The sequence below is a fragment of the Stenotrophomonas sp. YJH_SMC_135 genome (assembly GCF_059372355.1).
Window position 1 is genome coordinate 657,686 of sequence record NZ_JCAFVN010000003.1, and the last position, 26,352, is coordinate 684,037.

General features: G+C 68.1%; 24 protein-coding genes and 1 pseudogene. 10 read left to right on the plus strand and 15 right to left on the minus strand.

Translation table 11 applies throughout. The features are described from left to right. Positions 1–18: 18 nt before the first annotated feature. Positions 19–513, plus strand: coding sequence for a VOC family protein (locus tag AC5P98_RS14050; RefSeq protein WP_014647917.1), 495 nt, complete (start codon positions 19–21; stop codon positions 511–513). Between the two features lie 76 nt (positions 514–589). Then, entirely contained in the window at positions 590–2,173 is a 1,584-nt protein-coding gene (locus tag AC5P98_RS14055; protein WP_049408194.1) for a phytoene desaturase family protein, read from the plus strand. A gap of 50 nt (positions 2,174–2,223) precedes the next feature. Here AC5P98_RS14055 and AC5P98_RS14060 read toward each other — a convergent pair whose 3' ends face one another. From AC5P98_RS14060 to AC5P98_RS14090, 7 genes and pseudogenes are all read right to left on the minus strand, one after another. After that, complete coding sequence (locus AC5P98_RS14060; protein WP_014647919.1) at positions 2,224–2,895, minus strand: rhomboid family intramembrane serine protease; 672 nt, start codon at positions 2,893–2,895, stop codon at positions 2,224–2,226. A 93-nt stretch (positions 2,896–2,988) separates the two neighbouring features. Beyond that, complete coding sequence (locus AC5P98_RS14065; RefSeq protein WP_401730001.1) at positions 2,989–3,417, minus strand: MGMT family protein; 429 nt, start codon at positions 3,415–3,417, stop codon at positions 2,989–2,991. Continuing rightward, positions 3,324–4,244 carry a DMT family transporter gene (locus AC5P98_RS14070; protein WP_019660628.1) on the minus strand — a complete coding sequence of 307 codons (921 nt, stop codon included), beginning with the start codon at positions 4,242–4,244 and terminating at the stop codon, positions 3,324–3,326. Before AC5P98_RS14070 ends, AC5P98_RS14065 begins: the two co-directional genes overlap by 94 nt. 160 nt (positions 4,245–4,404) lie before the next feature. Beyond that, on the minus strand, positions 4,405–5,763 hold the full coding sequence (gorA, locus tag AC5P98_RS14075) for a glutathione-disulfide reductase (RefSeq protein WP_032957466.1): 1,359 nt from the start codon (positions 5,761–5,763) through the stop codon (positions 4,405–4,407). Further along, positions 5,760–5,921 (minus strand): annotated as a pseudogene (locus tag AC5P98_RS14080) (amino acid dehydrogenase); the annotation flags it as partial. The gene gorA and the pseudogene AC5P98_RS14080, both read right to left, overlap by 4 nt. A gap of 26 nt (positions 5,922–5,947) precedes the next feature. Continuing rightward, positions 5,948–7,192 (minus strand): DUF418 domain-containing protein, encoded by a 1,245-nt coding sequence (locus tag AC5P98_RS14085; protein WP_041863671.1) that lies wholly within the window; start codon positions 7,190–7,192, stop codon positions 5,948–5,950. A 99-nt stretch (positions 7,193–7,291) separates the two neighbouring features. Next, positions 7,292–7,774 (minus strand): FKBP-type peptidyl-prolyl cis-trans isomerase, encoded by a 483-nt coding sequence (locus AC5P98_RS14090; protein WP_014647924.1) that lies wholly within the window; start codon positions 7,772–7,774, stop codon positions 7,292–7,294. A gap of 111 nt (positions 7,775–7,885) precedes the next feature. On the opposite strand from AC5P98_RS14090, the gene AC5P98_RS14095 reads away from it, so the two are divergent. Further along, entirely contained in the window at positions 7,886–8,425 is a 540-nt protein-coding gene (locus AC5P98_RS14095; RefSeq protein WP_026347086.1) for a C40 family peptidase, read from the plus strand. Between the two features lie 131 nt (positions 8,426–8,556). Continuing rightward, positions 8,557–9,330 carry a C40 family peptidase gene (locus AC5P98_RS14100; protein WP_005414115.1) on the plus strand — a complete coding sequence of 258 codons (774 nt, stop codon included), beginning with the start codon at positions 8,557–8,559 and terminating at the stop codon, positions 9,328–9,330. Between the two features lie 10 nt (positions 9,331–9,340). Here the strand turns inward: AC5P98_RS14100 and AC5P98_RS14105 are convergent, their stop codons facing one another. Continuing rightward, positions 9,341–9,493 carry a hypothetical protein gene (locus AC5P98_RS14105; protein ID WP_153643432.1) on the minus strand — a complete coding sequence of 51 codons (153 nt, stop codon included), beginning with the start codon at positions 9,491–9,493 and terminating at the stop codon, positions 9,341–9,343. Positions 9,494–9,546: 53 nt separating this feature from the next. Then, positions 9,547–10,881 (minus strand): dicarboxylate/amino acid:cation symporter, encoded by a 1,335-nt coding sequence (locus tag AC5P98_RS14110; RefSeq protein WP_014647927.1) that lies wholly within the window; start codon positions 10,879–10,881, stop codon positions 9,547–9,549. A 154-nt stretch (positions 10,882–11,035) separates the two neighbouring features. Between AC5P98_RS14110 and AC5P98_RS14115 the strand changes: the two genes are divergently transcribed. From AC5P98_RS14115 to AC5P98_RS14135, 5 genes are all read left to right on the plus strand, one after another. Continuing rightward, positions 11,036–12,742 carry an alkaline phosphatase gene (locus tag AC5P98_RS14115; RefSeq protein WP_049408205.1) on the plus strand — a complete coding sequence of 569 codons (1,707 nt, stop codon included), beginning with the start codon at positions 11,036–11,038 and terminating at the stop codon, positions 12,740–12,742. Further along, positions 12,739–13,278 carry a WG repeat-containing protein gene (locus AC5P98_RS14120; protein ID WP_049408208.1) on the plus strand — a complete coding sequence of 180 codons (540 nt, stop codon included), beginning with the start codon at positions 12,739–12,741 and terminating at the stop codon, positions 13,276–13,278. Before AC5P98_RS14115 ends, AC5P98_RS14120 begins: the two co-directional genes overlap by 4 nt. A gap of 463 nt (positions 13,279–13,741) precedes the next feature. Then, complete coding sequence (tilS, locus tag AC5P98_RS14125) at positions 13,742–15,028, plus strand: tRNA lysidine(34) synthetase TilS (protein WP_172412081.1); 1,287 nt, start codon at positions 13,742–13,744, stop codon at positions 15,026–15,028. Between the two features lie 36 nt (positions 15,029–15,064). Next, a complete protein-coding gene (locus AC5P98_RS14130) occupies positions 15,065–15,325 on the plus strand; it encodes an exodeoxyribonuclease VII small subunit (protein WP_014647931.1) in 261 nt (86 codons plus the stop codon). After that, positions 15,315–16,193 (plus strand): polyprenyl synthetase family protein, encoded by an 879-nt coding sequence (locus tag AC5P98_RS14135; RefSeq protein ID WP_032961955.1) that lies wholly within the window; start codon positions 15,315–15,317, stop codon positions 16,191–16,193. The genes AC5P98_RS14130 and AC5P98_RS14135 overlap by 11 nt, the downstream gene beginning before the upstream one ends. Before the next feature lie 76 nt (positions 16,194–16,269). On the opposite strand, the gene AC5P98_RS14140 is transcribed toward AC5P98_RS14135, so the two are convergent. Together AC5P98_RS14140 and pmbA are read right to left on the minus strand one after the other, a co-directional pair. Beyond that, positions 16,270–16,641: a DUF4870 domain-containing protein gene (locus tag AC5P98_RS14140; protein ID WP_495230068.1), complete on the minus strand. Its 372-nt coding sequence runs from the start codon at positions 16,639–16,641 to the stop codon at positions 16,270–16,272. Positions 16,642–16,728: 87 nt separating this feature from the next. Then, entirely contained in the window at positions 16,729–18,096 is a 1,368-nt protein-coding gene (pmbA, locus tag AC5P98_RS14145) for a metalloprotease PmbA (RefSeq protein ID WP_014647934.1), read from the minus strand. A gap of 68 nt (positions 18,097–18,164) precedes the next feature. On the opposite strand from pmbA, the gene yjgA reads away from it, so the two are divergent. Next, complete coding sequence (yjgA, locus tag AC5P98_RS14150) at positions 18,165–18,752, plus strand: ribosome biogenesis factor YjgA (protein WP_014647935.1); 588 nt, start codon at positions 18,165–18,167, stop codon at positions 18,750–18,752. A 41-nt stretch (positions 18,753–18,793) separates the two neighbouring features. Here the strand turns inward: yjgA and tldD are convergent, their stop codons facing one another. From tldD to AC5P98_RS14170, 4 genes are read right to left on the minus strand one after another with little or no spacing between them, the layout of a single operon-like run. Next, the gene (gene tldD / locus AC5P98_RS14155; RefSeq protein WP_014647936.1) at positions 18,794–20,239 is read right to left on the minus strand and encodes a metalloprotease TldD; all 1,446 of its coding nucleotides are present in this window, start codon (positions 20,237–20,239) and stop codon (positions 18,794–18,796) included. Between the two features lie 58 nt (positions 20,240–20,297). After that, positions 20,298–24,155: a YhdP family protein gene (locus tag AC5P98_RS14160; RefSeq protein WP_049406602.1), complete on the minus strand. Its 3,858-nt coding sequence runs from the start codon at positions 24,153–24,155 to the stop codon at positions 20,298–20,300. 30 nt (positions 24,156–24,185) lie between these two features. Further along, on the minus strand, positions 24,186–25,673 hold the full coding sequence (gene rng, locus AC5P98_RS14165; RefSeq protein ID WP_005418079.1) for a ribonuclease G: 1,488 nt from the start codon (positions 25,671–25,673) through the stop codon (positions 24,186–24,188). Next, positions 25,666–26,274 carry a Maf family nucleotide pyrophosphatase gene (locus tag AC5P98_RS14170; RefSeq protein ID WP_049406600.1) on the minus strand — a complete coding sequence of 203 codons (609 nt, stop codon included), beginning with the start codon at positions 26,272–26,274 and terminating at the stop codon, positions 25,666–25,668. The genes rng and AC5P98_RS14170 overlap by 8 nt, the downstream gene beginning before the upstream one ends. Between the last annotated feature and the right edge of the window lie 78 nt (positions 26,275–26,352).

The following is a 26,352-nucleotide window of genomic DNA, read 5'->3' on the forward strand; positions in this document are numbered from 1 at the left end:
CCATCGCGGAGCCCCGACATGGCACACAAGAACACGATCTGCCTCTGGTACGACAACGGCGCGCTCGAGGCCGCCACCTTCTACGCCAGCATCCTGCCCGACAGCGCGGTGATCGCCGTGCATCACGCCCCCGGCGACTTTCCGGATGGCAAGGAAGGCAACGTGCTGACGGTCGAGTTCACGGTCTGCGGCATTCCCTGCGTCGGCCTCAACGGCGGCACCGCGTTCAAGCACAGCGAAGCGTTTTCCTTCCAGATCCAGACCGAGGACCAGGCCGAGACCGACCGCCTGTGGGATGCGATCGTCGGCAACGGTGGACAGGAGAGCCAATGCGGCTGGTGCAAGGATCGCTGGGGCATCTCCTGGCAGATCAGCCCGCGCATGTTGATCGAAGCCGTGACCAGCAAGGACAAGGCATTGGCCAAGCGCGCCTTCAACGCGATGATGCCGATGAAGAAGATCGACATCGCCACCATCGAAGCGGCAATCAAAAAAGGGGACGGAGGGGATTAGGTCGTTTCTCCCCATGCCCCGTGTGCAGATGCAGATTGCGACTTAATCCCCTCCGTCCCCTTTTTGCGAGGTGTTGATGTCCTGGGATGCGATCGTCGTTGGTGGCGGCCACAACGGCCTGGTCTGCGCGGCCTATCTGGCGCGCGCTGGAAAGAAGGTGCTGGTGCTGGAACGTCGTGGCGTTCTCGGCGGTGCCGCAGTCACCGAGGAATTCCATCCCGGCTTCCGCAACTCGGTGGCGTCGTACACGCTGTCCCTGCTGCAGCCGAAGGTGATCGACGACCTGCAACTGCATGCGCATGGGCTGCGCATCATCAATCGCCCGGTCAACAACTTCCTGCCGATGGAGGATGGTCGTTACCTGCTGTCGGCACCGGGCCGCACCCAGGCAGAGGTCGCGAAGTTCTCCGAGCGGGATGCGCAGCGGCTTCCCGAATACGAAGCGCGCTTGGAGATCTTCGCCGATGTGCTGCGCGCGTGGGCCCTGCGCGCGCCACCGGATGCCGGCGTTGCGGGTGGTTGGCGCGCGTTGCCTGCGCTGTGGCAGATGGGTCGTCTTGGTCGTGAACTGGCCACGCTGGATGCCTCGCTGCGGCAGGAGCTGCTGGACCTGTTCACGCTGTCGGCAGCCGAGTATCTGGATCGCTGGTTCGAAAGCGAACCGATCAAGGCGCTGTTCGGCTTCGATGGCATCGTCGGCAACTACGCAAGCCCCTATACACCGGGCAGTGCCTACGTACTGCTGCACCACGTATTCGGCCAGTGCAATGGCGTGAAGGGTGCGTGGGGCCATGCGATCGGCGGCATGGGCGCGATCAGCCAGGCGATTGCAGCCTCGGCACGCGAGGCCGGGGCGGAACTGCGCGTGGAGGCCGGCGTGCAGCGCGTGCGAATCGAACAGGGCCGCGCGGTGGGCGTCGAACTGGCCAACGGCGAGATCCTGCGCGCACGCACGGTGGTCGCCAACGTCAATCCGAAACTGCTGTACGAACAATTGCTGGAACCGGCACAGGTACCCAACGCGACACGCGAACGCATGGCGAACTGGCGCTGCGGTTCCGGCACGTTCCGGATGAACGTGGCGCTGTCGCGGCTGCCGGAGTTCCGCGCCCTGCCCGGGCCCGGCGATCACCTCAGCGCCGGCATCATCATGGCACCCAGCCTGGATTACATGGACCGCGCCTGGCTGGATGCGCGCCGCGACGGTTGGGCGCGCGAACCGATCGTGGAAATGCTGATTCCGAGCACGCTGGACGATTCGCTGGCGCCGCCCGGGCAGCACGTGGCCAGCCTGTTCTGCCAGCATGTGGCGCCGGTGTTGCCTGAAGGCCGCCATTGGGACGATCACCGGGAGACCGTGGCCGACCTGATGATCGCCACCGTCGAACGGCATGCGCCCGGCTTCACCGCCAGCGTGCTCGGTCGGCAGGTGCTGTCGCCGCTGGATCTGGAACGCACCTTCGGCCTGGTCGGCGGCGACATCTTCCACGGCGCACTGAGCGCCAACCAGCTGTTCTCGGCACGGCCGATGGTCGGCCAGGCCGGCTATCGTGGCGCCCTGCCCGGGCTGTACCTGTGCGGTTCGGGCACACACCCCGGCGGTGGCGTCACCGGTGCACCGGGGCACAACGCGGCGCAGGTGGTGTTGCAGGATCTGTAGAGGCGTGCCCACCAACGGTCGGCACCTGCAGCGTCAAATGATCCTTCGGATCATTTGACGCTGCGCAGATGGTTCGGGCGCTTCGGTGGGCCGGGCGGGCGGCGCTTGAACGGCGGCTGCCCGCGCCAGTAGCGGATCAGCAACCAGCCGAACAGCATGCCGCCGAGGTGCGCGAAGTGGGCCACGCCCGGCTGCCAGCCGGTCATGCCCAGCACCAGCTCGCCCACACCGAACAGGATCACGAAAGTGCGCGCCTTCATCGGGATCGGCGGGAACAGCAGCATCACCCGCTGGTTCGGGAACAGCATGCCGTAGGCCAGCAGCAGGCCGAACACGCCGCCGGAGGCGCCCAGCACCGTGGCAGGGTTTTCCAGCAGCGTACCCACCAGCAGCTGGCAGACACCGGCACCGGCCACGCACACCAGGTAGTACAGCAGGAAGCGCTTCTCGCCCCAGGTCTGCTCCAGCGGCGCGCCGAACATGAAGACCGCCAGCATGTTGAAGAACAGATGGCCGAAGCTGCCATGCAGGAAACCGTAGGTCAGCAGCTGCCAAGGCTGGAAGTTGCCACCCGGCGAGAAAGCGTCGAAGCCCTGCTGCAACGGTTGCAGCATGAACGGCTCGAAGGTCTGCATGCCGAGCAGGAACGGCTGCTGCAGCAGGAACAGGATCGCGTTGGCGATCAGCAGGGCCTTGGTGACGGTTGGCAGTCGCGGGAACATGGGAGCACCGGCATGGAACGGCCTCCATCATAGCCGCAGCATCGTGTCTTGTTGGCGACCCGCAGGTCCGGCCTGTTCAGTCGCCAGCGGTGCTCAGCCCGGGCCCCACACCGCTGCGTCCAGCGCCGCCGCCGGATCGGTCGCCGGCATCCGCACCCGGCCGTTCTCCACCCGCACACCCTCGGCGCGCAACCGTTGTGACTGCTCGCGCCAGCCGGCCGACCCTTCTTCCATGGCAATGCGCCCGTCCGAGCGCAGCACGCGGTGCCAGGGCAGGTCCGGGTCGTCGTTCTGGCCCAGGATGCGTGCGGTCAGGCGTGCACGCCCGGGCAGGCCCGCGCGCATCGCCACCTGGCCGTAGCCCATCACCTGCCCCGCCGGGATTGCGCGGATCACCGCCAGGATGCGCGCACGCGCCTGCTCCGGCGTCAGCGCCGCAGGCGGGTCACCAGCAGAACGCCGATCAGCACCAGCACGGTGCCGGCGATCTGCGCCGGCCCCATCGGTTCGTCGAGCAGCCATAGGCTCATCACGATGGTGGAAACAGGGCCCAGCATACCGACCTGCGCGGCCAGCGACGAACCCACGCGCTGCACCGCCAGCATGATCGCCAGCACCGGCAGCACCGTGCACACGGTGGCATTGACCAACGACAGCCACTGCACCGGCGCCGGTGCCTGCCACAGCAGCGGCAGCGGATGGGTCACCGCGAAATGCAGCAGCACCAGCACGCTGGCCACGCAGCTGGCATAGGCGGTCAGCCGCACCGCACCGATGCGCGCGACCACCTGCCCACTGCCGAACAGGTACAGCGCATAGCTGAGGGCACTGCCCAGCACCAGCAGGCTGCCGACGATGATCTGCCCACCCTCGCGCTGCAGATCGTGGCCGAAGGCCAGCAGCACGCCGAGGTAGCTCAGCACCAGCGCACCGATCTGCCAGCGGCCCGGCCGCTGGCGCGCCAGCAGCACGTTGATCAGCAGTACCAGGGTCGGGTTCAAGTACAGGATCAGCCGCTCCAGGGTCACGCTGATGTACTGCAGTCCCTGGAAGTCGAGCAGGCTGGACAGGTAGTAGCCGGTGAAACCCAGCCACAGCACGCGGGCACGGTCGGCCCAGGACAACGGCTCGGCCCGGCGCGCGGCCCACAGTGCCATCAGTACGAACAGGGGCAGCGCCATCAGCATGCGCAGGGCGAGCAGCGTGGTGGCATCGACGCCGTGGCGCAGGCCGAGCTTGACGATGATCGCCTTGCCCGACGCGGCGATGGCGCCGATCGCGGCCAGGCCGATGCCGCCCAGCGCAATGCGTGGGGAAGCAGTGGCGATGCGGGAAGCGGGAGTGGACATCAGGACGACGGCGGGCCGCGCAGAGCGGCCCGGTAAGGCGTGGGGGACGCTCATTGTCGCATGGGGGCGCCCGCTGCCCTGTAGAGCCGAGCCTGCGCTCGGCGACGCCAGGCCGGTGCGAAAGGCTGCCGAGCAGGGCTCGGCCCCACAACATCCCGGCTCAGCGCATCAGCACCACTTCTTCGGCCGAGGTCGGGTGGATCGCCACGGTGTCGTCGAACTGGGCCTTGGTCGCGCCCATCTTCACCGCCACCGCAAAGCCCTGCAGGATCTCGTCGGCCGCTTCGCCCAGCAGGTGGATGCCTACCACGCGTTCTTCCGGGCCGGCACAGACCATCTTGAACAGGCTGCGCTGGGTACCATTGGCCAGCGCCTGCAGCATCGGGCGGAAGCGGCTGTGGTAGACGCTCACCTGGTCGAAACGCCGGCGCGCTTCTTCCTCGCTCATGCCCACCGCGCCCAGCGGCGGATGCGAGAAAACCACGCTGGCCACGTTCTCGTAATCCATTTTGGACTGCGGGCGCCCCCCGAACAGGCGGTCCATCAGCCGCCGCGAAGCGGCCACCGCCACCGGGGTCAGGCCGACCTTGCCGGCGATGTCACCGACCGCGTGCACGCTCGGCACGCGGGTGGTCTGCCACTCGTCCACCTGCACCTGCTCGTGCTCGCCGATGTCGATGCCGAGCGCTTCCAGACCCAGGCCACGGCTGTTGCCCCGGCGGCCGGCAGCGAAGAACACCGCATCGAACACACTGTCGATCGGGCCGTCATGGCCGAACGCCCGCACGCGCTCGCCATCGCGCTGCAGTTCGCGCAGGCGATAGTCGAAATGGATCCGCACGCCCTGCTGTTTCAGGTTCTCGGCCAGCTGATCGGTCAGCTCGTAATCGAAGCGCTCCAGCAGGCGCTTGCCGCGCACCAGCAGGCTCACGCGGCTGCCGAGCGCCTGCAGCAGGCCAGCCAGCTCCACCGCGATGTAACCACCACCGATGATCGCCACCTCGGCCGGCGCCGCACGCAGGTCGAAGAAATCGTCGGAGACCAGGCCCAGCTCCGCGCCGGGAATATCCGGACGCAGTGGATGCGCGCCAGTGGCGATCAGGATGTGTTCGGCGCTGTAACGCACGCCATCACTGCAGGCCACGGTGTGCGCATCAAGCAGATGGCCACGTGCCGGAATGCGCACCACGCCGGTTTCGTCCAGGCGCTTGTGGTAGCTGGTGTGGATGTTGCTGATGTAGGCCTGGCGATGGATCACCAGTTCCTTCCACGACAGCGCCGGGCGTGCCTCGACATCGAAGCCCATCGCATTGGCCAGGCCGATGCGCTCGTGCAGGTCGGCCGCCAGCCACATCGCCTTCTTCGGCACGCAGCCGACATTGACACAGGTTCCGCCCAGTTCGCCGGGTTCCAGCATTGCCACGCGCTTGCCGTGCTGCGCGGCGCGGATCGCGCCGGCCAGGCCGGCGGAGCCGCCGCCAAGGACGATCAGATCGTAATCATAGGATGCAGTGCTCATCGGAATCGCTCGGGTCGGTAAGGGGCAGGATCGATCGCTGGCGTGTGGCCGCAGACGAGATCGGCGATCCGCTGGCCGATGCCGGCGCTCATGCTGACGCCGAGCATGCCATGCCCCGCTGCAGGCCAGACGTGAGGATGCGCGGGCGCGCGGCCGATCGGCACAGCGCGTGCGCGCTCATCGCTCACCCCTGCTTCGTCCTGCGCCGCATCGGTGGCCACTGCCGGTAGGTCATTGCACGCCACAGCCATTCCATCGGACCAAAGCGGAAGCGCGCCAGCCACGCGTGCGAAACAGCCACCTGCACGGCAAACAACAGCAGCGCGAACAGCAGCTGCACGCTGCGCGGCATCATCTCGAACCTGCCCAGGCCGTAGTGGTAGAAGGTCCAGGTACACAGCAGCGACTGGCCAAGATAGTGGGTCAACGCCATGCGCCCCACCGGCGCCAGCCACGCCAGCCGCGTGCGCCAGTGCACGATCCACGCCAGGTAGCCCAGGCACATCGGCAGCCCGCCAACCGTGACCAGGGCCATCGCCGCGGTCACCGGCAGGTTGTAGGCGCCGGGTGCAAGGTAGGGTTTCCAGGCAACCCCTAGCAGCGTGACCAGCAGCCCCAGCGGCAGTGCGATCCAGCGCAGCGACGCGTACAGCCGCGGGAAGCGCTCCGGCGTCGCCAGCGCGCCACTGCCGGCGAACCAGCTGCCGAGCAGGAACATGCCCAGCACTTCCGGGCCGCTGATCAGCAACGCGCCCATCGAGGTGCCGAACTCGCTCAGGCGCTGCACAGTGGCCTGCGCCCAGCTGCCCTGCCCGTACACCTGCCGCTGCAGGTCGATGCTCTGCTGCGCCTCGGCAAGCATGCCCTGCACCTCTTCGGCCGACGCCATCGACACCATCGCACCCACCAGCAGCATCATCGCTACACCGCCGAGGTAGACGATCACGCCCATCCACGGCAGCCAGCTGCGCGGCGCCTCGCGGCAGGCCAGCAAGGGCAACGAGACCAGCGCATACATCACCAGGATGTCGCCGGACCAGACCAGCAGTGCATGGCACAGGCCGATCAGCAGCAGGCCGGCGCTGCGGCGCAGGTAGAACGGGGTGAAGTCGCGCCCGGCCACCTCGGCGCGTTGTGCCATCACCGCAAAGCCGGCACCGAACAGCAGCGAGAACAGGGTGAAGAACTTGCCCTGCACGAACACATAGACGAAGGCGTCGGCCCAGTAATCGATGCCCCGCCAGTGCACGTCAATGCCGGTGAAGGCCAGGTCCAGCGGGCCGCTGAAAGCCTCGATGTTCATCAGCAGGATGCCCAGCAGCGCAGCACCACGCAGCACGTCCAGCACGGCGATGCGTTCGCCGGAAGCCACCGGCTGCAGGGAAGGAGAAGCGGCGTTCACGGGGCGTCCGTCAGGCAGGTCCGCCATTATGCCGCCGGCCCGTGCACCATGGATGGCCGCGGCGTGTTCCAGAAACGCAACGGCCCGCCGAAGCGGGCCATTGCTGCCATCACGATCGCGCTGCGATCAGTGCTGGTGACCGCCGTCGCCGTGGACGTGGCCGTGGTCCAGCTCTTCCTTGCCGGCTTCGCGCACGTCGACGATTTCGACGTCGAAGTGCAGGTCCTTGCCAGCCATCGGATGGTTCAGGTCAACGTCGACGACGCTCATGCCGACCTTCTGCACGGTCACCGCACGCGGGCCGAAGTTGGTCTGCAGCACGACCTGCTGGCCCGGCGCCAGCTTGGTATTGCCGAAGTGCTTCTTCGGCACGCGCTGGGACAGGCCCTCACGACGCTCGCCGTAGGCATCGGCCGCCTTGACGTCGACGTTGAAGGTCGCGCCGGCTTCCTTGTCCATCATGGCGTTTTCCAGGCCCGGGATGATGTTGCCGTGACCGATCAGGATCGCCAGCGGCTCGCCGCGGTCCTTGGACGATTCGATCGGCTCCTGGCCGACTTCGGAAACGGTGTAGTGGAAGCGGACAACGCGGTCTTTTTCGATCTTCATGCGCAACTCTGTCTGGATCTGCCGGAGGCAGGCGGGTTGGGGCGGGTTGTCGCCCGGCGGGGACGCCGCCATCATGACGGCCAATCCAAGGTGGCGCATTATCCGGAGATCATGCACATCACGCCAGTTTCGTCCGGCCAGCGCCGGTTTCTCGCCCCGGCCCTGCTGCTGGCCCTGCCCCTGTTGATGACCGCCTGTGGCGGTGGCAAGGCCACCCGCCCGGCCCCGCCCCCGCCCACGGCGAACTGGCCAAAGACCGTGCCGGACAACCCCGAGGCTGCCAACTCGGTGCTGATGCGCGCCATCAGCCTGGTCGGCACGCCCTACCGCTATGGCGGCAACACTCCGGATTCGGGCTTCGACTGCAGCGGCCTGGTCGCTTATGTCTATCGCGAGATGCTGGACCTGCGGCTGCCGCGCACCTCCCGCGACCTGGCGGCGGTGCAGGGCCCGAAGATCGACCCGCAGCGCCTGGCCACCGGCGACCTGGTGTTCTTCGGCAGCCGCGGCAGCGTTACCCACGTCGGTATTTATGTAGGTGAAGGGCGCTTCGTGCATGCGCCGAGCACCGGCGGCACCGTGCGCCTGGACTCGCTCAGCGGTCCCTACTGGAAGGACCACTACACAGGGGCGAAACGCGTCCTTCGCTAAAATGAACAGGCGATATATTCAAAACTGTGACGAACATCACTGTGTAACTAACGAATTACTAACGGAATTTTTAACTTATCCGCGCTTTTACAGGGCATGATGCCCCATCGTTTTTTTCCTGTGACCGACGCGTGACGACTGACGACCTGAAAAGCGAAGGCCAGACTTCCGTATCTTCACGTAGTGCCCGCCCGCTGTTGCTTGGCCTGGCACTGTGTCTGACCAGCCTTCCGGCCTGGTCGCAGACTGCTCCGAACCGTTCCGATGTGACCCCGGCCCCGGTGGCCGAGAGCACCGCCCGACCGGCCGCCAAGGCCGAGGCTGCCGCTCCGCAGCGCAGCCGCGTCGATGCCGCCGCCAGTGCCACGCTGGCCGCCCTGCTGCCGCACCTGGCCGCCAACGACACCATTCCGCTGATGGACCGCTCGGCCGTGGTGGCCGGCGACCTCAGCCGCCTGCTCGCCAACTACGACACCAGCAGCGCCGCCAATGGCAGCGTCGTCGGCACCGCCGCCGACAACGGCAAGGTGCAGTCGCTGCTGCGCCGCGCGATGACCCTGCTGGGCACCCCGTACCGTTGGGGTGGCAGCAACCCGGACAGCGGTTTCGACTGCAGCGGCCTGGTCGGTTATGTGTTCCGTTCGGCCCTGGGCATCGAACTTCCGCGCGTCTCGCGCGAGATGGCCCACGATGACAATGCCGAACTGATCAACGACCGCACCGCGCTGGCCGCGGGTGATCTGGTGTTCTTCGGCCGCAAGGGCCGCGTCGACCACGTCGGCATCTACGTCGGCGATGGCCGTTTCCTGCATGCGCCGAGCTCGGGCAAGGACGTCCGCGTGGACACCCTGCTCAGTGGCTACTGGGGCAACAAGTTCATGCAGGCCCGCCGCGTCGACCTCTGACCGGCTGGCGTCACAGCGCCGCCTGATACGCAAAGCAAAGCCGCTGCCCTGCAGCGGCTTTTTTGTTGGGCCCGCGTAATGGTGGGTAGCTGCCGACCTTGGTCGGCACCGCCTCCATCCACGCATGGCGTGGATCTACCACGGTCGGCAGCGCGTCAGCCATCTCCCAAACGAAAGGCCCGCCGGTCAGGGCGGGCCTTTCATCTCCACGCAACCTCAGCTGCGTGGCGGTGTCGGGTCAGGATCGTCCACGCCCACATTGCTGGACGGATTGTCATACACCGCCTGGTCCAGCAGCCCGGTTTCCTTGGCCACGATCACCGGCACCAGCATCTGGCCGGTCACATTCGTCATCGTGCGCATCATGTCGAGGATGCGGTCGATGGCATACAGATAGCCGATGGTCTCCAGCGGCAGGTTGGCTGCGCTCAGCACCACCGTGGCCATGATCACCGCGGTACCCGGCACGCCGGCCGTACCGAAGCTGCCCAGCACCGAGGCGATCAGCACCACCACGTACTGCTCCGGGGTCAGCGGCACACCGCTGTACTGCGCGATGAACACCGCGCACAGCGCCGGATAGATCGCGCCGCAGCCATCCATCTTGATGCTGGCGCCCAGCGGCACCGCGAATGAACCGTAGTCCTTGTTCACGCCCAGGTTGTGGGTGATCGAACGCAGCGCCACCGGCATCGCGGCGAAGCTGGACGAGCTGACGAAGGCCACCTGCATGCCCGGCGCCGCGCCGCGGAAGAACTTCAGCGGGTTCAGGCCGTGCGCCAGCAGCAGCGCGCTGTAGACCACCACGATGTGCAGGGCGCAGGCCACGTACAGGGCCAGCACGAAATGGCCCAGCGGCAGCAGCTTCTCGAAGCCATAGCTGCCGACCAGGCCGGCGATCAGGCCGAAGGTACCGATCGGGGTGACTTCCAGCACGAAGCGGGTCACCTGGATCATGATGTCGCTCATCTGGCCGACCAGCTTGCGCGCCTCGGTCACCTTCTCGCCCAGCTTGACGATGGCAAAGCCCACCAGGCCTGCGAAGAAGATCACCGGCAGGATCGAGCCGCGACCGGCCGCCAGCACAGTCTCACCGGCCGCATTGACCTTGGTACCGATGCCGGACAGCGCGTAGAAGACATTGGCCGGCACCACGTCCAGCAGCACCTGCACCACGCTGGGCACTTCGCGCGGCACGTAGTTGCTGGCCATTGTCAGCTGCAGCCCGCCGGCACCGGGCTGCAGCACGGTCCCCACGCCCAGCCCAACGCATACCGCCAGCGCCGCGGTGATCACGAACCACAGGAAGGTGCGGCCACTGAGCGCGGCGACCGACTTCTGCCCGTGCAGCGACGAGATCGCGTTGATGACCGCGAAGAACACCAGCGGCACGGCGATCATCTTGATCAGGGTGACGTACAGCTCACCGAGCGGGCCGAACCACGTTTCCGCGGCCGGGCCAAGCGCCCAGCCGGCCAGCGCGCCGAGCACGAAGCCACCGACCACGCGCTGCCAGAATGGAATCCGCAGCCAGGCAGAGACCAGCTTCATAGGCAATCCAGAGGGGAAGGAAGGGATGCTGGCACGATAGCCCAAGGCGGCCCGCAGAACGACCGCCCGGCCGGCAAATCAGTGTGTCATCGGCGTGCCTTGCAGGGGCGGGCATAATGAACGTCCCGTTACAGTTTGTGAGATCCCAGCGTCCATGCGCCGTTCCGTCTCAATGTTGGCCGCCTGCGCCACCACCCTGCTGCTGGGCGCCTGCGCCAGCACCACCCCCGCCTCTGTCCCGGCCGGCCTGAAGGTCGCCGTCGACCCGGTCGCCCATCCTGCCGGCGAGACCCCGCAATGGTGGTACCGCAGTGGCGCCGCCCAGGCCGCCGCCAACGGCGCGATGTCCGGCAAGGCGAAGAACGTCATCCTGTTCCTCGGCGACGGCATGAGCCTGACCACCGTGGCCGCCTCGCGCATCTACGAAGGCCAGCAGAAGGGTGGCTCGGGCGAGGAGAACCTGCTGTCCTGGGAGCGCTTCCCGGCCACGGCGTTCAGCAAGACCTACAACACCGATTCGCAGACGCCGGACTCGGCCGGCACCATGACCGCCATCACCACCGGCGTGAAGACCCACATGGGCGCGATCGGTGTCAGCGCCGGCAGCCGCACCGACTGCGCCGACAGCCTGTCCAAGGGCCTGCTGACCTGGCTGCAGCTGGCCGACAGCGCCGGCCTGGCCACCGGTGTGGTGTCCACCGCGCGCCTGACCCATGCCACCCCTGCTGCCACCTATGCGCACTCGCCCGAGCGCAACTGGGAAAACGACACCGACCTGACTGAAGCGGCCAAGGCTGCAGGCTGCAAGGACATCGCACAGCAGCTGCTGTCGACCTCGCGTTATGGGCGCGGCCCGCTGGTCGCTCTCGGCGGCGGTCGCGGTGAATTCACCACCGTGGAAGAGCGCGATCCGGAATACGACGACAAGGTCGGCCAGCGCCTGGATGGCCGCAGCCTGGTGCAGGAATGGCAGCAGGCGCACCCGCAGGGTGCCTACGTGTGGAACAGCAAGCAGCTGGCGGCGGCCGCCAATGCGCCGGCCATCCTCGGCCTGTTCGAACCGGACCACATGCGCTACGAATACGAGCGCCCGCAGGATCCGGGCGGTGAGCCGAGCCTGGCCGAACTGACGGCTGCAGCGATCAGGAATCTGGCCAGGCACCAGGAAGGCTACGTGCTGATGATCGAAGGCGCGCGCATCGACCACGCCAACCACAGCGGCAACGCCTACCGTGCACTGACCGAGACCGTGGCGCTGTCCGACGCGGTGCGCGTGGCCAACGAACTGACCTCGGCCGACGACACCCTGATCATCGTCACCGCCGACCACTCGCATACGCTGAACTTCGTCGGCTACCCGGCACGTGGCAATCCGATCCTGGGCAAGGTGAAGGACAAGGGCGGCGAAGATGGTGCCGGCAAGCTGGACTACGCGCTGGACGGCACCGGCCAGCCGTACACCACGCTGAGCTATGCCAACGGCCCGGGCCATACCGGCAGCAGCAACCAGCAGCCGGCCGGCCCGAAGCGTTACCCGCACAACCCGAGCAGCTTCGAACCGGCCAACGGCCGCCCGAACCTGCGCGAGGTCGACACCGAGCATCCGGACTACATGCAGGAAGCACTGGTGCCGATGAAGTCCGAATCGCACGGTGGTGAGGATGTCGGCATCTGGGCGCGTGGCCCGGGCAGCAAGGCGATCCGCGGCACGCTGGAACAGAACGCGATCTATCACATGATCGTGCAGGCCACCCCGGCCCTGCGCGAGCGCCTGTGCCAGGCCGGCACCTGCGATGACAAGGGCGTGCCGGTGCAGCTGCCGGCACCGACGGCCTTCGAGCGCAAGACCGAGGCCAAGTGATCGTGCGGCAGGCCCGCCTCGACCGCGGCCGCTTCGCGCGGTCGCTGGTCCTGCTCGGCGTACTGGCCGGTTCCAGCGCGCTGGCGCAGGCGCCGGCCTGCAAGCTGCTGACCGACGAACACAGGTTGTGGCCGCTGCCCAACTGCGAGGTGGTCGATCACCGGCCGAAGATCAGCGCCGATGCGCTGAAGGACCTGAACTACGACGACCACGGCCTGGCCGTGGTGTATGCCGACCAGGGCTTCCACTACGTCGACCGCAAGGGCCGCAGCCTGCCTGTGCTGACCTGGGACAACGGCCCGGAAACACCGCAGGAAGGCCTGCTGCGCGGCCGCGTCGGCAACCGCGTCGGCTACTTCGACCTGACGTTCCGCCAGGTGGTGCCCGGCACCTACGATTTCGGGTGGCCGTTCCAGGATGGCGTGGCCGAGGTCTGCAACGGCTGTCGGCGCGGCACGCCGGATGCCGATGGCCACACGCCGATGGAAGGCGGGGAGTGGTTCCGCATCGACCGCGCGGGCCGTCGGGTGAAGTAGGTTTTTCGGCAGGGCTGCGCCCTGCACCTGCCGATGCAACGGCAACGGCCGAAGCAACAGCAACAGCAACAGCGTGCATTCCGTGGGATGGCGGGGCGGCCGGCAACCACGGCGGTTGCTGTTGCTCCTGGTAGGTGTCGAGCTTGGTCGACACGATTTTTCTCTCAGATATCGAATTGAATACGGGGTCAGATCCGTTTTCCGCAGGAAAACGGATCTGACCCCAAGAGCAATTCCGACAGTTCGCAGGAAACTGTCGAAGGCGGGGTGGGTCCGGTTGCGGGGGCGTGAGCCGCATGGATGCGGCGACCGAGCTTACATGGACGTACTTGCAGCGGCCCCCGCAACCGGCCCCACCCCGCCCACCCTCAGGAAACCAGCTTCTGCTGTTGCCGTTGCCGTTGCTCTGGATCGTACCCGGGTGCAGGGCGCAGCCCTGCCGAGCAACCCTATACTTGCCGCCGTGACTGCCTTCCCTGCCCTCGTTCCGCTGGATGCGCCACTGCTGGTGGGCTACAGCGGCGGTGTCGACTCGACCGTGCTGCTGCACTGGCTGTGGCGCTGCGCCAAGGCCTCCGGCACGGCGCTGCGCGCGGTGCATGTGCACCATGGCCTGCACCCCGATGCGGACGACTGGGTGCTGCATTGCCAGCAGCAATGCGCAGCGCTGGGCATCGAACTGGCCGTGCATCGCGTGCAGATCGACCCCACATCGGGCCTGGGCCTGGAAGGCGCAGCACGGCAGGCGCGACGCGCCGCGTTCGCCACCGAACTGCGCGACGGCGAAACACTGGCGCTGGCGCAGCACCTGGACGACCAGGCCGAGACCTTCCTGCTGCGTGCCCTGCGTGGCTCCGGCGTCGATGGTCTTGCCGCGATGTCCGCAGACAGCCGCGTAGGCGAACACCGTGTGTGGCGACCGCTGCTGGCGGTGCCGCGCCGTGCGCTGCTCGATTACGCGCACCAGCACGCGCTGCGCTGGGTTGAAGACCCCAGCAACGCCGACGACCACGCCGATCGCAATTTCCTGCGCCTGCAGGTGCTGCCGTTGCTGCGCCAGCGCTGGCCGCACGCCGCCGCGGCATTGGCGGGCAGCGCCCTGCATTGCCGGCAGACCCGCGCGCTGCTGGACGAGGAGGACGCCGAGCTGATCGCGCATCTGGAGGTGGCACCGCGTGTGCTATCGCTGCAGCTGCTGCGCCAGGTGTCACCGGGCCGCGCCGCGCGCGTGCTGCGTGCCTGGGTGATCGGCCATGGGGCCGCCCCACTGCCGGCCACGGTGCTGCAGCAGGCGCTGGACGAGCTGCTGCCAGCCAGCAACGATCGCCAGGCGCGGGTGCGCTGGCACGATCATGCCATCCAGCAATGGCGCGATCATGCCTATCTCCTGCCCGCGCAACTGCCGGCGCTTCCCCATGATTGGCAGGCCGGATGGGATGGACGCGCGCCATTGGCGCTGCCCGATGGCGGTCAGCTGCACCTGCACGGCGCCGAGGCCTTCGAACGGCCGCTCCAGGTCCGTGCGCGTGTGGGCGGCGAACGCATCCTGCTGCCCGGTCGCCAGCATTCGCATGCGCTGAAGGACTGCCTGCAACGCGAACACCTTGCCCCCTGGCGACGCGCCCAGCTGCCGCTGGTCTTCGATGGAGCGCAGCTGCTTGCCGCCGCCGACGTGGTCATCGCAGCTCCCCTGCAGGCCTGGTTGCAGGCCCACGACGCGCAGCTGCAGTGGCGTCCCGGCGGCTGGTGAATTGACCCCCGCGCGCAGCCCGTCCACACTTGCCGCATGGCCAAGAAGTCCCCCGAAAACGCCTCCCCGGTCGCCCAGTTCGAGCAGTCGCTCGAATCGCTGGAACAGTTGGTGGAGCAGATGGAAACCGGCGAGCTGAGCCTGGAAGCGTCGCTCAGTGCTTACGAACGCGGTGTCGGTCTGTACCGTCAGTGCCAGCAGGCGCTGGAGCAGGCCGAATTGCGCGTGCGCCTGCTCAGCGATCCGGCCCAGCCGGAAACGGCCGAGCCTTTCGATCCGCCCAACCATGACGGCTGAAGCCCTGTTCGCGCGCTGGCGCGACCGTATCGAAAGCCAGCTCGATGCCGCCCTGCCCTCGCCTGCCGAAGCACCGCAGCGCCTGCACCAGGCCATGCGCTATTCGGTGCTGGGCGGTGGCAAACGCATGCGACCGCTGCTGGTGTATGCCAGTGGCCACCTGTTCGGCGCGCAGCCGGAACAGCTGGACGCGGCGGCGATGGCTGTCGAGCTGATCCACGCCTATTCGCTGGTGCATGACGACCTGCCGGCGATGGACGACGACGCCCTGCGCCGCGGCAAGCCGACCACCCACATCGCCTTCGACGAAGCCACCGCGATCCTGGCCGGCGACGCCCTGCAGACGCGTGCCTTCGGCCTGCTGGCCGATGCGCCGCTGCCGGCCACGCTGCGCGTGGCCTGCCTGCAGACCCTCGCTCACGCGTCCGGCGCCTCCGGCATGTGCGGTGGCCAGGCGCTGGACATCGATGCCACCGGCCAGCAGCAGACCCTGGCGGCACTGACCCGCATGCATGCGCTGAAGACCGGCGCGCTGATCCGTGCAGCGGTGCGCATGGGGGCGCTGTGCGGCCAGGCCCACGAGCCGCAGCTGGCCCAGCTCGACAGTTTCGCCGATGCACTCGGCCTGGCCTTCCAGGTCCGCGATGACATCCTCGATGTCGAAGCCAGTTCCGAACAGCTGGGCAAGACCGCCGGCAAGGACCAGGCGCAGGACAAGAGCACCTTCCCCGCGCTGCTCGGCATGGACGGCGCGAAGGCGCAGCTGCGCGAACTGGCCGCACGCATGCAGGCCACGTTGGCCGGCCATGGCGAAGAGGCCGATGCGCTGCGCGCGCTGGCAACGCTGGCGGTGGAACGCGATCACTGATCGCCGCCGGTGACGCTGCCCTCAAACAGGAACGCCCGGCAATGCCGGGCGTTCCTGTTTGCGCATGCGGCCGGTATTACTTGATCAGGCGCAGGGTGAACGGGTAGCGATAGGCTTCGCCGTTGTTGGCCTTGACTGCGGCAATGATGCAGAACACCAGGTTGATGATGCCCACGATCGGCGCCAGGATGCCGCCGATGATCACCACCATCAGGATGATGCTGATGACCATGGCGATGGTCACGGTGATCTGGAAGTTCAGCGCTTCCTTGGCCTGGTCGGTCACGAAGGCCTTGCTGGCGTCATCCTTGTTGATCAGCCAGATGATCAGGGCGCCGATGAACCAGGTGAAGATGCCCAGCAGGTGCGCAGCCAGCGCCATGGTGCGCTGGTCGGCCGGGGCATCGGTGGTTGCCGGCGGCGACGGGACGTTATCGAATTCGCTCACGACAAAACTCCTTTTCATTGGGTGGTCTTGACCCACCAGCACCAAGCTGGTTGCGTCAGGCGCGCATAGCTTACGTCATCAATGCCATCAATCATTACCGGCGACGGTCATCCGCCCCAGCAGGATCGAACCGGTCCGGATGTGCGAGCGCGGGTCGACGTCGCTGCCGACCGCCTCGATGCTGCTGAACATCTCGCGCAGGTTGCCGGCGATGGTGACGCCGTCCACCGGGTACTGGATCTCGCCGTTCTCGACACGGAAGCCGCCCGCGCCTCGTGAGTAATCGCCGGTCACCCCGTTCACGCCCTGCCCCATCAGCTCGGTCACCAGCAGGCCGTCACCCATCTGCCGGGCGATCTCTTCCAGCGGGCCGGCATTGGCCGCCAGCTGCAGGTTGTGCACGCCGCCAGCATTGGCGGTGGTCTGCAGGCCCAGCTTGCGCGCCGAATAGCTGCCCAGCACGTAGCGCTGCAGTACGCCGTCTCGGACCAGCGCCGAACTACGGGTGGCCACGCCGTCGCCGTCGAAGGCGGCCGAGCGCAGGCCACGGCGCAGGTGCGGCAGCTCGTCGATCTGCATCCATTCCGGGAACAGGCGTTGGCCGACGCTGTCCAGCAGGAAGCTGGCCTGGCGGTACAAGGCGCCGCCGGACACCGCCGACAGCAGGTGGCCGACCAGGCTGCGCGCCACTTCCGGGGCGAACAGCACCGGCATGCTGCCAGTAGCCAGTGAACGCGGCTGCAGGCGGGCCACGGTGCGCTCGGCGGCACGACGGCCGACCAGGCCCACGTCTTCCAGGTCCTCCCGGGCAAGCGCGCTGGTGTACCAGCCATCGCGCTGCATGCCATCGCCCTGCCCGGCGATCAGCGCGCAGCCGACCGAATGGTGGGTGCCGCGCTCACGACCAAAGAAACCATGCGAATTGGCATACACCGACAGGCTCTGCATGCTCGACACCGATGCGCCGTCGGAATTGCGGATCTGCGCGTCGGCCTCGCGACCGGCCGCCTCGCAGGCCAGGGCCAGGTCCACCGCCTCATCGGCCTGCAACGCCCACGGGTGCCAACCGTCCAGCTCCGGGAAGTCGGTGGCCATCAGTGCGGCCTCGGCCAGGCCGGCAGCCGGGTCATCCTCGGTATGCCGGGCAATCGCGCAGGCCTGCTCGACCGTAGCGGCCAGGCTGGCCTCGTTCAGGTCACCGGTGCTGGCACTGCCCTTGCGCTGGCCGAAATAGACGGTCACGGCGATGCCGCGGTCGCGCGTGGACTGCACGGTCTCGACCTCGCCGAGGCGGACATTGACCTCCAGTCCGCGGTCCTCGCTGCAACTGACCTCGGCCTGGCTGGCGCCCAGCGCGCGGGCGCGGTCGAGCAGCTGCTGGGAGAGGTCGGCCAGCCGTTCCAGCCGGGCCGGGCTGTCGTCGCCGACGGCCACTTCAGGGGCGATCACGTTCAATGCTTTATCCTGTACAGGTTGGGCCCGGCATCACGCCGGGCGACTTTTTTTGAGATCAGGTAGGGACGATGCGCGGACGCGACGAAGAAACCGGTGAATTCCACGACAAGAGCCGCAGCCAGAACCGGCGCGACGCGCTCGACGTCCTGGCCCTGGGCGAGAAGCTGGTGTCGTTGACCCCGGCCCAGCTGGCGCGCCTGCCGATCCCGGAAGACCTGCTGCCGCATATCGCCGAGTGCAAGCGCATCACCGCCCATATCGCCCACAAGCGCCAGCTGGCGTTCCTGGCCAAGCACATGCGCCGCGAGGACGAGGCAACGCTGGACGCGATCCGCGATGCGCTGGACGCCAACAGCGAGACTGGCCGCCGCGAAGTGGCGATGATGCACCGCGTGGAAGACTGGCGCGACCGCCTGTTGGCCGACGGTGACAAGGCGCTGGCCGCCCTGCTTGACGACTACCCGCAGGCCGACCGCCAGCAGCTGCGCACCCTGGTACGCAACGCGCAGGCCGAAAAGGCGAAGAACAAGCCGCCGCGCGCCTACCGCGAGATCTTCCAGGTGCTGCGTACGCTGATGCTGCCGGCGGCGCTGGGCTTGAAGACGGCAGGCGACGAACACGCCGGCGATCCGGTCGACGAGGCCGACGAGGACTGAGTCCGCGCCGGCCCGGGCGGTGGCCGCGGCCATCGCCACGCTCAGGCCTGCGTACCGCCGACGGTGATGCCCTCGATCAACAGCGAGGGCTGGCCGACACCCACGGGCACACTCTGCCCGTCCTTGCCGCAGATGCCCACGCCCTCGTCCAGGGCCAGATCGTTGCCGACCATGCGCACCTTCTGCATGGTCTCCGGGCCGTTGCCGATCAGGGTCGCGCCCTTCACCGGGGTGGTGATGCGGCCATCCTCGATCAGGTAGGCCTCGGTGGCCGAGAACACGTACTTGCCGCTGGTGATGTCGACCTGGCCACCGCCGAAGTTCACCGCGTACAGGCCCTTCTTCACCGAACGGATCATCTCCTGCGGGTCGTGCTCGCCGGCGCGCATGTAGGTGTTGGTCATGCGTGGCATGGTCAGGTGCGCGAACGATTCGCGGCGCCCGTTGCCGGTCGGGGCCATGCCCATCAGCCGCGCGTTGAGGCTGTCCTGCATGTAGCCGACCAGGATGCCGTCCTCGATCAGCGGGGTGCACTGGCTCGGGTGGCCTTCGTCGTCGATGTTCAACGAACCGCGGCGACCGTCGAGGGTGCCGTCGTCGACGATGGTCACCCCCGGTGCGGCGACGCGCTCGCCGATGCGGCCGGCGTAGACGCTGGTGCCCTTGCGGTTGAAGTCGCCTTCCAGGCCGTGGCCGACCGCTTCGTGCAGCAACACGCCCGGCCAACCCGGGCCGAGCACCACCGGCATCATGCCGGCCGGCGCCGGCACCGCGTCCAGGTTCACCAGCGCCTGGCGCAGCGCTTCCTGGGCCAGGGCTTCGGGGCGGCCGCTGGCGAACAGCGCTTCGTAGCCATAACGGCCACCACCACCGGCGTAGCCGGACTCGCGACGGCCGTTGTGTTCGACGATGACCTGCACGTTCAGGCGTACCAGCGGGCGCACGTCGGCCGCCAGCACGCCGTCGCTGCGGGCGATCAGCACCGTATCGACGCCGCCGGACAGGCTCACCATCACCTGCTTCACGCGCGGGTCGGCGGCACGCAGGTAGCCATCCAGGCGCTTGAGCACCTCGACCTTGGCCTCGTTGCCGATGCCGTCGATCGGGTCCAACGCTGGGTACAGCGCGCGCGCATTGCCGCGCAGCAGTGAACGTCCGGTCTGCGCACCGCCCTCGCGCGAGATCGCGCGCGCCGACTGCGCCGCCGCCAGCAGCGCATCGGCATGGATGTCATCGGAGTAGGCGAAGCCGGTCTTCTCGCCGGAAATCGCCCGCACGCCCACGCCCTGCTCGATGGAATGGGCGCCGTCCTTGACGATGCCGTCTTCCACGCTCCAGCTCTCGCGGCGGGCGTGCTGGAAATAAAGGTCGCCGAAGTCGACACCAGGGCCGAGCAGCTGCCCGAAGGTGCGCTCCAGGCCGGCGGTATCCAGGCCGCCGGGGCGCAGCAGGCGGTCTTGGGCAAGCGTCAGGGCGATATCAGTCATGGTTTCGATCTGGGGGTGCGGGGGCGCTCAGGCAAGCCCCGTGAACAGGAAGCCGTGCTCAGCGCGAGCGCGGCAGGTCGGTGACGGTCGGCGGAATGGCCGGTGCAGGTGCCGGCACGGGCGGTGATGGGGTCTTGTCGCGGCTGCGCTCGATCACTTCCACCTTCGGCTCCTTCCATGGACCGGTCACCTTGTAGGTACGGGCGCCAATCTCGCCCAGCGGCTTGGACAATACCGCATTGGTGGCCGCGCCCAGCGCCGCCCCCACCGGGCCGCCGGCCACCGCACCGACCACGGTCAGCAGGTTGCCCGCGCGCGGGTTGACGTCGATGGTCTGGTCGAACTGCTGGTTGCGCAGGTCGGCCTGGCCACGGATGGTGATGTTGGCCGCCGGGCCTTCGATCAGCACCTTGTCGGTGCGCGCCATGCCCTGACCGAACTGCATGCTGCCCTCGATCTGGTTGAACGCGAAGCCCTTGGAGAAGAAGTCGCGGAAATCGAACATCAGCCGCCGCGGCAGCTGTGCGACGCTGAGCAGGCCCAGCACGCGGCCGGCGCCCGGCTCCAGCTCCAGCAGCTGGCCATTGCGCGCATGCAGGTCGAGGCTGCCCTGCAGGTTGCCCAGCTGGAAGTCCGACGGCCCCCCGCTCCAGGCCGCCTGCAGCTGCGCCTGGCCGGAACCGCCGCGCAGCTGGCCGCCGTAATCAAGGTTCTGCATCAGCCCGCCCAGGTCCTCGCTGCGCACCTGCGCGGTCAGTTCGGTACGGGCGCCGCCCGTACGGCCGAGCCAGCGGCCGGTGATGTCGATTTCCTGGTCCGGCGCGCGGAAGCGCAACGCGTCCACGTTCAGGCCGTTGGCCAGTGGGCGCGTGCGCAGCACCGCCTGGCCCAGCACCACCTTGCCGAACTTCAGGTCGGCGATGTCCAGCGCGAACGGCGGCAGCTTGGCCGGGTCCATGTCATTGGCACCGGCCTGTACCCGCGCCGGCGCGGCGGCCGCCCCCGGTGCCGTCGGCAGTGACTGCCAGTGCACGCGGTCAAGCTGGCCGCTGATGGTGCCGCCGTCGGCGTTGGGTACGGTCAGGCGGCCGGCCAGCGACGGCCCATCCAGGCGCACGTCCAGTGCCTGCGGGCCCGGGTGCAGCTGCAGCCGGGTCTGCTCGAACACTCCGCCGATCAGCTTGAGCTGGCCGACCTGCACGTCGACCGCGCGCAGCGGCATCGCGTCGTCGTCACTTCCACCGCGCGCCAGGCTGATCCACTCCAGCGCATCCAGGGTCGGGCTGCGGCCATTGACCGTCAGTCCGCTCGCCGGCGGCTCGCGGTCGACATGGTCGCTGCCCAGCGTGACCTGCACACCGGTCTGGTTGTTGTGGCTGCGCGCGGCCAGGGCCAGGCGATGGCCGAACGCTACGTCGATGCGGCCGGCGCCCATCGGCAGCTGCGCGGCCACCGTGGTCGCCAGCGGCTCGGCGGCCGGCTTGTCCAGCGGCGCCGGCAGGTCGAGCCGGGTGCCGACCAGGTCCGAACCCAGTCGCAGCTCGCTCGGCGGCGCAGGTGCGCCGGGCGCCACCTTGGGCAGGTTGACGCCGATGGTCCAGGCCGAATTGCCGTTGATGTAAGGCTTGAGCCAGGCCATCTCGGGAGCACGGTCGATCAGCACGCTGGCATCGAGGCGGGCGGTCAGCTGCGACTCGAAGGCGCGCGTGCTGTCATGCACGTAACCGCCGGCACGCAGGCTCAGCCGTCCTTCCTGGCCGAGGTGGCGCACCGCCAGGTCCTCGGCGCCGAAACCGCCATTGCTGTAGCGCGCCTGCCCGTGCATGTTGTCAAAGGTCAGCTGGAAGCGCTTGTCGACCAGCTTCACGCCGGCCAGATCGACCGTGCCCTGCAGGTGGCCCTCGCCTTCATCCTGATGCAGCGGCTGCAGCAGATCGAAGGTCACATGGGCCGGACCACTGGCGACCAGATTGTCCAGCGTATCGCCGTAATCCTTGTGCAACGGGCTCTGACGCAGCATCGCCAGCAGCTTGCCGGCCTCGCTCGGCGCGTCGGCACGTACGTACAACGGCTGGTGCCCGAAGTCCGGAATGCCCGCTTCGAATTTCTGTACCGCCACGCCGGCAAGATCACCCCGTCCACGCATGTCGAAGCCAGGGCCGATGAAGGCGATGTCGGCGTCGACCTGGCTCATCAGCGGCCAGTCGTGCTGGAAGCGGATGTCGCCATTGGTGATGTGGCCGGTGGCCTCGAAGCGGCCATCATTGTTGTCGAACGGCCAGTCGTCCAGGTCACCGGTGACCAGGCCGACGCCATTGCGCACCTGGCCGCCAGCCAGCGCCATGTCCAGCCAGTCGGTGGCGCCCTTGCTCATCTTGGAGTGGATCCAGAAGCGCTTGGCCGCCGTCATCGGCACGTCGTCCAGCTTCGCGGCCAGCTGCAGCCACGGCCGCGTGCCGTCGCCCTGGAACCAGACCCCGCCGCGCACGTCGGCCGCGTAGTCGGTGCCTTCCACACGCATCGCCGGCGTCCCGATCCGCCAACCACCGCCCTCGTCGCGCCAGCCCACGATCTGTCCGGCCAGGTGCAGGTCATGGCGCACGCCGAAGCCGGTCGGCCAATCGAACTGCAGCTGCCGTTGCGGTTGCAGCTGCAGGCTGAAGCCGTCGGCGTCGCCTTCAAAGCGCCCGCCCAGGCCGCGCAGGCCGGGCGAGTTGCCCACGCTGGCGAAACCCAGCGACTGCAGTTCACCCTGCGCCCACAGGGGGCCATCGCGTTCGCCCGACAGCTGCAACGCGCGCACGTCCAGCTGCGGCCTGGACAGGAACAGCCAGCGACGCAGGCCCGGCTCAAGGCGATCACTCAGGGCCAGCGCACGCAGTGCGATGCCGGCCTGCACTTCACCGGAACGGACCTGCAGCTGTTTGCCGACCTGCAGCTGCAGGCCATCGAGGCGCTGCTCGCCGTCTTCATTCTTCAGCCGCAGCTGCGGTACCTGCAGCGCCCAGCCCTCGGCCTGGCGCTGCCAGCGCAGGCGGGCCTGCAGTCGCTGCAGCTGCAGCTGCGGCGCCGCCATGCCGGGTATCGGTGCGCCATCGATACGCACGTCGCGCAGGTCCGAATCCGTGGTCAGCGCCACCGGCGCGAAATCGCGCAGGGTCAACCACAGGTTCAACTCGCCCTTGCCCTCGCGCAGGCGCACGCCGCCAGCCGCCAGCAAGGGCGCCCAGGCGTGGAAATCGACCGGGTCGGCGCCCAGCCAGGCCTCGCCGTTGCCGCGCGCACGGTCCACGTCCAGCACCGCGGTCAGCGGCAGCGCTTCGGGCTGCGCCCAGGCGCGTACGCCCACGCGCAGGCGATCGCCATTGACCCGCATGCGCAGGTCGATGCGCGGCAGCGTGGTGTCGATGCCCAACGTCGGCGCGTGCACGCCCAGGCGCCCCCCGATCACCTGCAGCTCGCCCAGCCGGCGCAGCGCATCCAGCGGATCGCCGCCGTTGTCCGATTGCGGCAGCCCGCGCACCGTCCAGCGTCCGTCCTCGCCCTGCTGCAGATCCAGCGCCAGGCCACGCAGGCGCAGCTCGGTCAGCGAGCGCCCGGGCAGCAGCCCGCTGTACATCGATACCAGCACCTCGGCCTCGCCGATCGCCAGGCCCTGCCCGGCGCCGATGCGCAGGCCTTTCAGCTGCAGCAGCGGGCCACGACGGGTCCAGGCGGTCTGCAGCTGGTCGAAACGCACCGGCTGGCCGGCACGCTCGCTCAGCCAGGCGGCGATCCTGTCAGGATGACGCTCGGCCAGCGGCAGCAGCTGGCTGAGCGTGCCCACCAGCAGTGCAAGCCCGACCAGGCCCACCGCACAGGCGGCAATGAAATGACGGCGGATCCTTCGCAGTCGCAGGCGCGGCGGCGCGCTCATCGGCCACCGCCGGCCTGCAGCCGGCGAGGATCAGAGCAGAACGACATCGAATTGCTCCTGCAGGTACTGCTCGTCCGCCTGGAAGCGGATGCTCTTGCCGAGGAACTCTTCCAGCTCGGCCACCGCCGAGGATTCCTCATCGGTAATGCGCGCGACCACCTTGGTCGAGGCGATCACCAGCAGGCGCGCAGCATCGAACTGGCGCACGGCACGGGTGATCTCGCGGAAGATCTCATAGGTCACCGTCTCGGTGGTCTTGATGCTGCCGCGGCCACTGCACTGCGGGCACGTTTCCGACAGCTGGCGCTCCAGGCTTTCCACCGTGCGCTTGCGCGTCATCTCCACCAGCCCCAGCGGCGAGAAGTCGTACACCGTGGTCTTGGCATGGTCGCGGGCCAGCGCCTTTTCCAGCGTGCGCAGCACCTGGCGGCGATGCTCGGCATCGTCCATGTCGATGAAGTCGATGATGATGATGCCGCCCAGGTTGCGCAGGCGCAGCTGGCGGGCCACCGCCTGTGCCGCTTCCAGGTTGGTGCGGAACACCGTCTCTTCCAGGTTGCGCTGGCCGAGGAACGAACCGGTATTGACGTCGATGGTGGTCATCGCCTCGGTCTGGTCGATCACCAGGTAACCACCGGATTTCAGCGGCACCTGCTTGTCCAGCGCGCGGCCGATCTCGTCCTCCACGCCGAACATGTCGAAGATCGGGCGGTCACCGGAGTACAGCTCCAGCTTCTCGGCCAGCACCGGCATGTACTTGGCGACGAAGGCCTGCAGTTGGCCGAAGGTCTCCTTCGAGTCCACCTTCACCTTGTCCACGTCCTTGCGGATCAGGTCGCGCACCGACCGCAGCGGCAGGCTCAGGTCTTCATAGATGATGCTGCACGACGGCGCTTCGCGGCCGCGGCGCTCGACCACGTTCCACACGCGCGACAGGTAGGCGATGTCCTCGGCGATGGCCTCGGCCGGCTGGCCTTCGGCGTTGGTGCGCACGATGTAGCCGTAGCCGCCGTGCTGCGCCGACAACTCGGTCACCAGCGCCTTCAGGCGGGCGCGCTCGGTTTCATCCTCGATGCGCGCGGACACCCCCACCACCTTGGACTGCGGCAGCAGCACCATGTAGCGCGAGGGAATGCTGATCTGCGTGGTCAGGCGTGCACCCTTGGTGCCGATCGGGTCCTTCACCACCTGCACCACGATGTCCTGGCCGTCACGCAGCAGCTCGACGATCGGCACGCTGGCCGGCGGCGGCAGCGTCGTGTTCTCGGTGTCGGCACTGGCCACCGGGGCCGGGCGCACCACGTCGTTGGCGTGCAGGAACGCGGCGCGCTCCAGGCCGACCTCGACGAACGCGGCCTGCATGCCGGGCATGACCCGCTGCACCTTGCCCTTGTAGATGTTGCCGACCACACCCCGGCGCCAGCCGCGCTCGATGTGCAGTTCCTGCAGCATGCCGTTCTCGATCACCGCGACCCGGGTTTCGCGGGGGGTCACATTGACCAGGATTTCCTCAGACATCGGCAGCCTCCCTGGCGGCATCGGCAATGGGGGCCGGCACGCCACAGCGCGCCAGCAGACGATCGGTATGCAGCAATGGCAGCCCCATGACGCCGGAGTAGCTGCCGGAAAGATGTTCGATCCAGCGCTCGGCCCCGCCCTGGATGGCGTAGGCCCCGGCCTTGTCCAACGGCTCGCCGGTGGCGACATAGGCGGCGATGTCGGCGGCGGCGATCGGGGCGAAGGTCACTTCGGAAATGACCAGTTCGCTGTCCAGCCCGTCGGCGCCGACCACCACCACCGCAGTCATCACCTGGTGGGTGCGCCCGGCCAGGCGCGCCAGCATCGCGCGCGCGCCGGCGGCGTCGGCCGGCTTGCCGAACACTTCACCGTCCAGCACCACCTCGGTGTCCGAGCCGAGCACCCGCGCCTGCGGGTCTTCGGCCAGCACCCGGGCCAGCCCGGCGCGCGCCTTGTCGGCGGCGACCCGGCACACATACTGTTCGGCACTCTCGGTCGCGGCGCGCTGCTCGACGACCTCCAGGTCCAGGGCCTGGAAAGGGCGTCCGAGTCGGGCCAGCAACTGGTTGCGTCGGGGGGAGCGGGAAGCAAGATAGAGCATCGGCACAGCATAACCTGAGCCCGTCACCTGAATCGTCGGCAACCCGTTACGGAACGCGTACAACCCCTTACAGGCTCA